This window comes from Chryseolinea soli (genome assembly GCF_003589925.1).
Taxonomy (GTDB): Bacteria; Bacteroidota; Bacteroidia; order Cytophagales; family Cyclobacteriaceae; genus Chryseolinea; species Chryseolinea soli.
In genome coordinates this window covers 3440025-3451150 of sequence record NZ_CP032382.1, presented here as the reverse complement: position 1 = coordinate 3451150, position 11126 = coordinate 3440025, and the positions used below count along the sequence as shown (strand labels likewise).

At 52.3% G+C, this 11126-nt stretch carries 11 protein-coding genes; 10 read left to right on the top strand and 1 reads right to left on the bottom strand.

The genetic code is table 11. The features are described from left to right. Positions 1-5: 5 nt before the first annotated feature. From D4L85_RS14850 to D4L85_RS14820, 7 genes are all read left to right on the top strand, one after another. Positions 6-536: a carbonic anhydrase gene (locus D4L85_RS14850; protein WP_119755030.1), complete on the top strand. Its 531-nt coding sequence runs from the start codon at positions 6-8 to the stop codon at positions 534-536. Between the two features lie 54 nt (positions 537-590). Further along, on the top strand, positions 591-1967 hold the full coding sequence (locus D4L85_RS14845; protein WP_119755029.1) for a hypothetical protein: 1377 nt from the start codon (positions 591-593) through the stop codon (positions 1965-1967). 82 nt (positions 1968-2049) lie between these two features. Next, on the top strand, positions 2050-2622 hold the full coding sequence (locus D4L85_RS14840; protein ID WP_119755028.1) for a MarC family protein: 573 nt from the start codon (positions 2050-2052) through the stop codon (positions 2620-2622). Then, positions 2619-3086 carry a ribonuclease HI gene (gene rnhA, locus D4L85_RS14835; protein ID WP_119755027.1) on the top strand — a complete coding sequence of 156 codons (468 nt, stop codon included), beginning with the start codon at positions 2619-2621 and terminating at the stop codon, positions 3084-3086. Before D4L85_RS14840 ends, rnhA begins: the two co-directional genes overlap by 4 nt. Positions 3087-3158: 72 nt before the next feature. Then, positions 3159-4067, top strand: a complete 909-nt coding sequence (locus D4L85_RS14830; RefSeq protein ID WP_119755026.1) for a bile acid:sodium symporter family protein — start codon at positions 3159-3161, stop codon at positions 4065-4067. Between the two features lie 56 nt (positions 4068-4123). After that, complete coding sequence (locus D4L85_RS14825) at positions 4124-5212, top strand: 1-acyl-sn-glycerol-3-phosphate acyltransferase (RefSeq protein WP_119755025.1); 1089 nt, start codon at positions 4124-4126, stop codon at positions 5210-5212. Positions 5213-5269: 57 nt separating this feature from the next. Beyond that, the gene (locus D4L85_RS14820) at positions 5270-5914 is read left to right on the top strand and encodes a hypothetical protein (protein WP_160143738.1); all 645 of its coding nucleotides are present in this window, start codon (positions 5270-5272) and stop codon (positions 5912-5914) included. 16 nt (positions 5915-5930) lie between these two features. On the opposite strand, the gene D4L85_RS14815 is transcribed toward D4L85_RS14820, so the two are convergent. Next, a complete protein-coding gene (locus tag D4L85_RS14815; RefSeq protein WP_119755023.1) occupies positions 5931-7259 on the bottom strand; it encodes a saccharopine dehydrogenase family protein in 1329 nt (442 codons plus the stop codon). Positions 7260-7668: 409 nt separating this feature from the next. Here D4L85_RS14815 and D4L85_RS14810 point away from each other — a divergent pair, with 409 nt between their 5' ends. The 3 genes from D4L85_RS14810 (at position 7669) to D4L85_RS14800 (ending at position 11119) form a co-directional block, all read left to right on the top strand. Continuing rightward, entirely contained in the window at positions 7669-8151 is a 483-nt protein-coding gene (locus D4L85_RS14810) for a cytidine deaminase (protein WP_119755022.1), read from the top strand. 72 nt (positions 8152-8223) lie between these two features. Beyond that, positions 8224-10074: a GAF domain-containing protein gene (locus D4L85_RS14805; RefSeq protein ID WP_119755021.1), complete on the top strand. Its 1851-nt coding sequence runs from the start codon at positions 8224-8226 to the stop codon at positions 10072-10074. A gap of 223 nt (positions 10075-10297) precedes the next feature. Further along, complete coding sequence (locus tag D4L85_RS14800; RefSeq protein WP_119755020.1) at positions 10298-11119, top strand: CheR family methyltransferase; 822 nt, start codon at positions 10298-10300, stop codon at positions 11117-11119. The last annotated feature ends 7 nt before the right edge of the window (positions 11120-11126 follow it).

Below are 11126 nucleotides of genomic sequence, written 5' to 3'. Positions count from 1 at the left end.
AAACAATGAACAGCCTTTCGACGCTAAAGCCCTTGATCGGGTTGAAGAAGACGTTAGTGATCACCTGCCGGGAGTGTGGAATGCAAGTGACGGATGATTTTTCCGGACAGGTGTTCACCCATTCTTCCCTTGGCGCGATGCTGCAACGTCACGACTATTTGCAACAAGAGAGCCTGGAGTACTTCGTGGGAACAAAAGGATGCACGCAGATCATTGTAGCCGGCCACATGCATTGCCATGTCATGGACACCTTGAAGAAGGATCCGTTTCTGGGCCGCATGCTGCAATTCAACCTGGGTGCCTATTTTAAAAATCCCAACGTACGGGTACTCCCCAAAACCGTGCGCGACCAAATGCTGCTGGAGCTGAACGTCATCGATCAGTGCAAACTGCTGCTGGACTATCCGTTTCTGCGCGACCGCATGCGGACGAACGATTTACACCTGATGGGAGTGGTGATGGGCAATCGCCCGGATCAACTCAAGCCTGTTTTTTATAACAACATCCTCTACAACACGGTTATTGCTTTGAATTGAATTACGCATCCGCATACTTTGTGTCTGCGTTGCAAAACAAACCAACACGAACCCATGAAAAAACCAACCCTAGCCATGCTCGCGGTGGTGGTCATACCCTTTATGCCCGCGTTTGCCCAGGAGTCGACTTCGCCCCCCACGCCGAAGCCCGCACTCGAAGAGATGCGTTTGAAATTGAACGAAGACGGAAGCCACTATTTGAAATGGACCTTCCTGAACCAGGTGTGGGTACGTTACAACGATAGCAACCCCGGCACTATGGTACTGAAAGATCCCGCCAGCAACACCACCGACATTGGCTTGCGCAGAACCCGTATCCAATTCTATGGCCAACTCACCGACCATGTGTTCTTCTACACGCAATTCGGACAAAACAACTTCAACTTTCTTTCCAACAACGCCGGCAACCGGAAGCTCCAGGTGTTCTTCCACGATGTGCTGGGTGAATACAAGGTGTGGAAAGACAATGAGAAGCTGAAGCTGGGTGGCGGTCTCACCATCACCAACGGCTTGTCGCGCTTTAGCCAGCCCAGCATCGGCACGATCATGACAATGGACGTTCCGGTTTTCGCCCAGGCCACCGTCGACCAGACCGACGAATTCTCGCGCAAGCTTAGTGTATATGCCCGCGGCCAACTTGGAAAATTCGATTACCGCATCGTGATGAGCGATCCGTTCCCCATCACCACCAATGGCGCGGCACTCCCGGCGGTGAATCCCAACGCCACCTTTGCGCAGCAAGGTCACCACAAACAATATCAAGGATTCTTCATGTACAATTTCTTTGACAAAGAATCCAACACCACGCCCTACATGACGGGCACTTATCTGGGCAAGAAACGAGTCTTCAACATCGAGGCCGGTTTCATCACCCAAAAGAATGCCCTATGGACTTCGGAAGATGCAGGCGTTACGCAACAATATCACAACATGAACTTATGGTCGGTGGCCTTGTTCTATGACGCTCCTTTGAATGCAGAAAAGGGCACAGCACTTTCGGCCTACGCCGGATACTTCAACCTGGATTATGGCCCCAACTATCTCCGCTACAACGGCATCATGAATCCCGCCGACGGTATGGCTGCGGGTACAAACCCCGGTGGATACGCCGGCACGCAAGGCAACGCCTTTCCCATGTTCGGCAGTGGAAAAGTAGTGTATGCCCAGGTAGGCTACTTGTTGAAAAAAGATCTCTTCGGCGAAGGCAACGGCACACTGATGCCCTACGCGTCCATCCAGGCGGGCAACTACGATCGCCTGGCCGACAACATGAATGTTTGGAACGTGGGCGTGAACTGGCTCATCAAAGGCCACACCAGCAAGATCAGTTTGGACTATCAGAACCGTCCGTACTTTGAATCGCAGGGCGCCGAGATGGTGAAGGCCGGCAACAAGGGGCAAGTGGTGCTGCAGTATCAGATCAACTTCTAAGGTTTACATAAGTAAGGTTTGAAAGGAAATGCCGGGCGAAAGTCCGGCATTTTTAGTTTAGCTTTGTTCCAAATTTTGGTTCATGCTGGACGTTAAAGAAATCCTTTCGGTCACCCTCATTCTCTTTTCCGTGATCGATATCCTGGGATCTATCCCGATCATCATCGCCATCCGGAGACGGGAAGGAAGGATCTATGCCGAACGGGCCACGCTGATCTCGGCGTTCCTCATGGTCATCTTTCTCTACCTGGGGCAGTCCATCCTGCACCTGTTCGGCCTGGATGTGCAGTCGTTTGCCGTGGCCGGTGCTATTGTGATCTTCATTGTGGCCCTGGAAATGATCCTGGGCATAACGCTCATCAAAGACGATCCCGACGCCACGGGCTCCAGCTCGGTCGTGCCCCTGGCCTTCCCCCTCATTGCCGGGGCGGGCACGCTCACGACCATCTTGTCGCTGCGCGCCGTGTATCATGAGTGGAACATCCTGGTCGGCATTTTGCTGAATCTCGTGTTTATTTATATCGTGCTCCGTTCCTCGTCGTGGCTGGAGCGTGTGATCGGCAAATCGGGCTTTGCTGTTTTGCGTCGTGTGTTTGGCGTGATCCTGCTGGCCATCGCCGTGAAGATCTTTAAAACTAATGTGCTCCCCGCATGATTCGCATTTACACCGATGGCGCCGCCCAAGGTAATCCCGGCCCCGGCGGATATGGGGTGGTGATGAAGTTTCAAAGCGCCGTGAAAGAGATCGCTCAAGGCTTCCGGCTCACCACCAACAACCGCATGGAACTGCTCGCGGTGATCACCGGCCTCGAGGCTATCAAGAAAGAAGGCCACCCTGTGACCATCTATTCCGATTCCAAATATGTTGTGGATTCCGTGGAGAAGGGTTGGATCTGGGGATGGCAAAAAAAGAACTTCGCCAAAAAGGCCAACCCCGACCTGTGGCAACGCTACATTCCCCTCCATCAAAAATACAAACCAAAGTTTGTCTGGATCAAAGGTCATGCCGGCCACCCGGAAAATGAGCGGTGCGACCAGTTGGCCGTACAGGCCGCATCGGGCGGGTCGCTGCCGGCCGACCAGTGGTATGAAAATCATCGCGACAGCGTGGATTCATAAGGTTTATTAAAACCGGGGGTTATTTTTATCTTTATCCCAAACCCTATTTTTTCATCCCAAAAATTACCGCCCTTGCATCCGGAAACTCCTAGCATCAATTTCTCAGAAGGCAGCATCACGCTGATGAACATCTGCCTGGCCTTCATCATGCTGAGCACGGCCCTGGAAATCAAACGCGAACATTTCACGCAGCTGCTCTCCCAGCGGAAGGCGGTCATCACGGGCTTGCTCGGGCAGTACGTGTTGTTGCCGCTGGTCACCGTCATCGTCGTCACGCTGCTGCCGATCAGCAACGGTGTGGCCCTGGGGTTGATCATGGTGTCGTCTTGCCCGGGAGGAAGTGTTTCCAATTTCTTTTCGCTACACGCCCGGGGAAATGTAGCCCTGGCGGTAGCCCTCACCGGATTTTCGTCGATGTTTGCTTTTATCATGACGCCGGCGAATTTTTTCTTCTGGTCTTCGCTCGTGCCTTCCCTGCATTCGGACGTCAAAGAACTCCACGTCGACTTTTGGTCGCTCACCAGCAAAATGATCCTGGTCCTGCTGTTGCCCTTGGTGACGAGCATGTTCGTGGCCGAAAAATGGCCCGCCATTGCCAAGCGCGTGGCCAAGCCGGCGCGCATCATTTCCATCATCATTCTCACGATGTTCGTGGTCATGGCCTTCCTGAACAACAAGAGCATCCTGATCGATACCTTTCACAAGATTTTCTGGATTGTGCTGCTCACCAACGGCTGCGGCCTGGCCTGCGCTTATTTTTTTAGCAAGGTGCTCAAGAACAACGAGGCCGTGAACCGGACGGTGGCCATCGAAACGAGCGTCCACAATTCGGGGTTGGGTCTCATTCTGATCTTCAGCTTTTTTGGGGGCAATGTCGAGATGGCGCTGGTCGCCGCCTGGTGGGGCATCTGGCACCTGGTGAGTGGTTTCGGATTTGCGTCGTTCATGCGAGGCAGGCCCCTGCCGGCACCGACAACCTAATCGCGAAGTCTGCCCTCGCGAATTGTTTTTTACCGCCACTCCATTAATTTAAGGCCGTGTTTGCATTAGCTTTTTACGTTTCCCTGAAGCAGTATTGCCGCCTGGCACTGCGTCTGTTTTTCCGGCAGTGGCAAGTCCGCTTCGTGGCTCCCTTGCCAAAAGGTCCCGTGATCTTTGTGGCCAACCATCAAAGCGCCTTCATGGATGCCATCCTGGTCATCTGCAGTTCGGCGGCCAACCCCTGGTCCATCGCCCGGGCCAACATCTTTGGAAAACCGTGGGCCGTCAAAGCCCTGACGCTGGTGCAGATCAAACCGCTCTACCGCTTTCGCGACGGCTTCAGCACCATGCGAAAAAATGACGCCGCCATGGAGGAGTACGCGCAGATGCTGGTCAACGGCAAGTCGCTCCTCATTTTTGCGGAAGGCAACGACGACGGCTACTGGAAACTGCGCCCGTTGCAAAAAGGATTTGCCCGCATCGCCTTGCGCGCCGAAGAAAAAAGCAACTACACCCTCGGGCTCAAGATCGTGCCGGTGGGCATTCAATACGAAGACCACGCGAAGTTCAGGTCCAGGGTGCTGATCACTTTCGGTGAAGCCATTCCCGTGGTGCCCCATCACGCCACTTCCGCAGATAACGGACAAAGCCCGAAAGACAACCTGGACACGGACAGGCTGGTGGACAAAACCAGCGATGGCCTCAAACCCCTCATGCTCCACATCGCAGGCGACGGCGACGAATACGAGCGCAAAGTGGCCTATCTCTACAAACATCATGTACCCCAAAACGACCTGGCCGCACAGTTGGCTGCTGATCAAGCGATCATAAAGAACATGCCGGCTACAGTAGAAAATGTTGCGCCCGTACGCGTAACGAAACGCTGGCCTTGGTGGAATCCATTATTCCTTTATGCCTTTATCAACCATCTCTTACCGGCCAGCATCATCTCCTGGTTTGTAAAAAAGAAAGTACACAACGAACAATTCCATTCCTCCATCCAATATGCCTTCGGACTCGTGCTCATACCCTTGTTTTACTGCCTGCAAACGGGAATGTTTTTCGCCCTCACGCACTCCGGGCTCTGGTCGCTGCTCTATTTCATCTCCTTGCCGCTATCCCTATCGTTAACCCGGAGAAGTTAGGTTTTAGAGGTAATTTTTAAACAGTTCATAAAAAGGAAGATGATAGAAAGAAAATTAATGAAAACATTAATCATTGTATTCATTGTGGGATCCATCTCAAGTTGTGCTGTTTTTGACAAATATCAGGACAACAAGCATACCTGGTATCATGCCAGTCTAACGAAGGCTGAAAAAGACAGTATCGAGACGAAAGGTTTGATTGCTAAAAAATGGGAAGGCAAGAATACGAACGGTGACTTTTCAAAAGGCAAATTATACGTGGTCAAAACCGGAATTAAAAATTATTACGAATTCATAGAAACGGGAGTTTGGATCGAAAAGCACTCAGCCTCTGCTGCCAAGGGATGGAAAGCCATAGTCAAAGACTCGGCCGTTTATGATGTGTTCGGCAATATTCTTTTTAAAGAAAAAATCATGGACGAACTTAACGACAGTAATGATCCATTCATTATTGAAAAATGGACATCAACACTAAGTGACAGCTTAAGGCAAACCGTGGTCGTTTTTTATTCAAACGGGCAGATAAAATCTAAGGAAACCTTTACCGTACTGGACTACAAAACTATCCGAAGCGATGATAGAAAAGAGAAACGGCTGACGCGCATCGAAACCTACTTGAAAAATGGGAACACCTGTTCACCCTCTGAACTTAATTATGACATATGGTATGAGCCAGCGGTTCCAATGAAAAAATCAAAATAGTATTCTCGCGCCTTGCTCAGTATTCCGTTTCGATGAGACGAATGCCAAAGGAAGCCAACTCCTCCAGGATGGGATCATAAAATTCTTTTATCACGGGAATAGCAACGCCGCGTGTTTTGAGCTTTCCTTCCAACAACAATTTGGCGGCGATGCCGACCGGCAGCCCGACCGTTTTGGCCATGGCAGTATGGACCTCGTTCTCCCCCGTAGCGACCAGGTGCGCCTGTATTTCTTTTTCTTTTCCCGCCAAGGTGAATCGGAAGCGGTGCCACATCACGATCAGATCTTTGTCGCCGGGGTTGAGCTTCCATTTTTTTGCCAGGATATGCTCCAGGATCTGCGCCGGTGTTCCCGACGACAATCCCACATTCTCTTCCGAAAACAGACCGCTCCATTGCAGGCGTTTCATTTCTTCGCCTTCGCGGGAAATATGAAACATCGCGGCGATCTTTTCCTGGAGTTGTCCAGCCGGCGCTTCCACGAAAGCATGGACAAAGCCACGATGGGTCATCTGGTCAACGCCTTCCATGGCATACGTATCGTCGCAGCATCCCAATTGCGCCAGCACATTCCACGCGGGACAATAGCCTTTGTTTCGCAGTGTGCCTCTCACCATGGTTTGTATGCCTTGCAGCCCATAGGTTTCCAGGTATTTCAAAGAGTCGCGGTTGGCATAGCCTTCGTATTCGCCATAGCCGGGAACCGACACGGTGGTGAAACGTTGGAAGAGTTGTTGATAGGGAATGTATTTGTATTGCCCGCCTTGTAAAAACTTTGCCGTGCCCTGGCCGGCCATCACCACATTGCGCGGGTTCCAGGTGAACTTATAGCGCCACGGATTCTCGGGGTCGGTTTCGGGAGCAATGAGACCGCCGGTGAACGACTCAAACGAAGTCAACGTCCCACCCCGCGCCTTGATCCCATCGATCACTTGCATCGCGCTCATGTGGTCGATGCCCGGATCGAGACCACACTCATTCAGGAAGAGTAATCCCTTTGCTAAAGCGTCGGCATGATACGACCGCATTTCGTCCGACACATAGCTGGCATTGAGAAGATGCTTGTTCCACCGCAGGCAATGCCGGGCCACGAGCGGGTGCAGCGTAGCGGGCATGAGAGAGATCACCACATCGGCCTCCTGGATGGCCGCGCTGCTTTGCACTTCGTTGTTGATATCAAAGGCGATGGCACGGCCGTGCGCCGATGTCCCGATCTTCTCCCGGGCCGCAGCTTCCGAAAAATCACCGACCACGACCGTCCACGGTCCGGCCGCAGCGTGCTGCAGTAAGTATTGGATCAACGACGAGGAGGAGCGCCCAGCGCCCAGAACAAGAATGGTCTTCATATCATCCGCGATTTTAAGCAAGCATCAACAGGACATCTGTTGGGTCGGGGCAAATCTATCATTTATCAGGAAATTGCCGCTTCAACCGGCTGGGCTAATTTGAGCGCGGGAAGTATCAGGAGCCAGAAGTCAGGAGCCAGGAGCCAGAATTCAGTAGCCAGTAGTCAGTAGCCAGAAGTTGGAAGAGTGTGAGCAGCCGGGAGGCATGTATTTGGAGCTGATCGTTGGGCTTTAGTTTTTCAGAAGATTGACATGTCGCTTACAAACTCAAACTCACACTACGTTCTCACGCTCACACTACACCCTCGATCTCACACTCACTCCCACACCCCTACTGGCTACTGAATTCCGGCTCCTGGATTCTGGCTCCTGATTTATTATCTTTCGCTACAACATCCGTCCTGCCCTCATGAAAGACTTTGTCCTTGCCCCAACCCTCCACGACCTCGATCCCGAATCGATCGACTTGGTGCGTCACGCAGAACGTGCCCTGCCCACCGCGCATGCACCCTATTCGGAATTCCAAGTCGGCGCAGCCTTGTTGCTGGACAATGGCGTGATCGTGACGGGCGCCAACCAGGAGAATGCCGCCTATCCTTCGGGCATGTGTGCCGAACGCGTTGCACTTTTTGCCCTGGCTTCTCAATACCCGGGGCATGCCATCAAGAAGCTGGCCGTGGTGGCCCAACACAAAACGGGCACCGAACTGACACCCGCCACCTGCTGCGGAGGTTGCCGGCAGGTGATGCTGGAGTTCGAATACCGCCAGGGGAAACCGTTTGAAGTGGTGATGCTCACGGAGGAGCGTCGCTGGGTGAAAGCACCGTCGGCCCAGTCGCTGTTGCCCTTCTGCTTCACGTCCTCCACACTTCGAGCAGCCAAAATCAACTAAGTTGCCCTTAACCTGACATCCTGTTTTGGCTTTCGCCTTATTTTACTTTCTTTGTTTACTTTATTCTGGATTATGAAATTTTGGCGCGATAAATCTCTGAAGCAATGGGGCGTATACATCCTGATGCTGATGACCATTCTTTTTGTCGCGGAGTATTTTGCCGTTCATCACACGATCCAGCGCCTCAACGAGTCCGAGCGCAAGATCGACTATGCCCGCAGCATCCAGGTGAAGAACCAGGAGATCGCTCTGCAGGCACAACAATTTATCAACGGCCGCAAAGACCTCGCCGCCCCGCTGGCGGCAGACCTGGAGCAGCAAGATCACGAGCTGCAAACACTGGCCAAGGGCGGCCGCATGGACGGGACCGATTTTTTTTTGACACCCCTGTCGCGCCTTCCCCGCATCACCTACGATAATCTCTACCCTTATTGGACCCGTTACAAAACCGGTGTTCACACCTTGCTTACCGAGAGCGAAACCATCACGCTGAAAGCCACAGTGGCCGCGCCAGTCGATTCGTTGGCAGCCGCTGCTCCGGAGGCGTCATCCACCGCGGAGGGCAACCCAAAATACCTTCAGGCAAAAGCTGACTTTGAAGCCCAATGGATCTCCGTTTCCCATTGGTACGACAAGCTCATTAAAGACCTGGAAGACGAGATCGCGTCCCGTCAACAGGCGGTGCTCAGCTGGTTTGCCTTCTTTCTGCTGGCCGACGTGCTCCTGCTGGGCGGTCTGTTCTATGCCTTCAACCGCTTCGTGCTGTCACCCATCAAACGGCTCGAAGACAACACGGCAAATCATGCCCATACCCGCGACCTTCCCGGTAACGAGATTGGCCAACTGTCGCAAAGGATCAACCAGACCATCGAAAACCTGAAAGATGCCACCGACTTCGTGACAGCGATCGGCGAAGGCAAGCTGGACATGGACTACCGCCAAACCCTCGACAGCGCCTACACGCAAGGCAAGAACAAACTGGCCGACTCGCTCATCGAAATGCAGGCGAAGCTCAGGGCCATGAACGATGAGGAGCGCAAGCGTCAATGGGCCAACGAAGGCCTCGCCAAATTCGTGGACATCCTTCGCTCCTCCAACGACAACCTGACCACGCTGGGCGACCGGGTGATCGCCGCCCTCGTGCAGTATACACGCTCCAACCAAGGCGGCCTCTACCTGTTGAACGAAGACGACGCCAACGACAAGCACCTGCAGCTGACCGCCTTGTTCGCGTTCGACGTGAAGAAATTCGAACAACAAAAGATCAAATTAGGCGAAGGCATCTTGGGCCAGACCTTTCTTGAAAAAGAAACCACCTACCTCTCGGAAGTACCCGAAGAATACATCCGCATCACCTCGGGCCTGGGCGATGCGCCGCCCAAATCCATCCTCATGGTGCCGCTCAAGGTCGACACACAGGTGTATGGCATCATTGAGTTGGCTTCGTTCAATTCTTTTTTGCCACACGAGATCGCTTTTGTCGAGAAGTTGAGCGAATCCATTGCCTCCACGTTGGCGTCGGTCACAGCCGCGCAGAAGAACCGCAACCTGATCGAGCAATTCAAGGAGCAAACGGAGGTGATGCGTTCCCAGGAAGAAGAGATGCGGCAGAATATGGAGGAAATGCAGGCCACGCAGGAAGAGGTGTCGCGGAAGGAGAAGAACTACCTGGCGCGTATAGCCGAACTGGAAGCCCAACCGAAATCAACCGCCAACCGTGCCGAAATAGAAGCCCTAGAGGCCGCGTGGCGTAAAAAGGAACAGGAATACCGACAAGAAGCAGAAGCCTTGCAAAGCAAGCTGACCCATTCGCCCAAAGCCGACGACTGGGAGCTCGCCGTGGCCGTGGAGCAGGCCCTTCAGGTGAACTTGAAAGCGTTGCAAATAACGCAAGAAGAATTGGATAGAAAGACGGCGCGCTGAGTCTGGACGGCCTTTTCCCCGCATTGAACGGCAAGGCGAGGTTAACGGTCATCCCACTTTTTAACGTCCTTTTCCTCAAGGAATTAGTACGAATGGGTTAATTTGATTTTCTTTAAAAATAAAATGCTTCCGGCCATATTCCACGCGTGTAAGATTTCTCGCTGAAATACGTCCGGCAGTAGTATGCATGAAGTAATTTTGAGTTCCCTTTTAAAAGACCACCATGTTGGACATTGATATTGCCGACCTTAAACGGATCTCGGAGTTCATTTATCAGAAGTATCACTATGACTTTCGGAATTACGCCATGTCGTCTTTCAAACGGCGTGTGCTGCGGATCATGGAGCTGAAAAAGCTCTCGGTGGAAGGTCTCCTGAAAAAACTGAACGACTCCCCTCCCTTTATCAACGAATTTCTCGACGAACTCACGGTCAATGTTACCGAAATGTTTCGTGACCCCAGCTTTTGGCGCGTGATGCGCGAAGAGATCCTGCCGGCCATTATGCTCAACCATAAGCAATTCAAGATCTGGCATGCCGGCTGCTCCTCGGGCGAGGAAGTGCTTTCTATGTGCATTATGCTAAAAGAGATGGGCGTATTGCACGATGTGACCATGATCGCCACCGACCTGGACGTGAACATCCTGGAGCGCGCGAAGGCCGCTACCTACCCCATCAAGAACATGGAGCTCAATGAAAAGAACTACATCCGGTTCCAGGGCACCAAATCCTTCAAAGACTACTATCATGAAGAGAACGGCATGGCCGTTTTCAATAAAGACCTGTTGATGAACGTTTCGTTCCGCCGTCACGACCTGGTGGTGGGCGACATCTTTAACAAGTTCGATCTGATCTTGTGTCGCAATGTGATGATCTACTTCAACCAGACGTTGCAAAACGAGGTGTTGAAGAAATTTCATGAAAGCCTATTTAAATACGGATATCTGGCCATTGGGTCAAAAGAGTCGTTGATATGGTGCGATTACGCCAACCGTTTTATCGTGGTGAATAATGAGGAGAAGATTTATAAGAAAATAAAAGATTAGGAGAGTT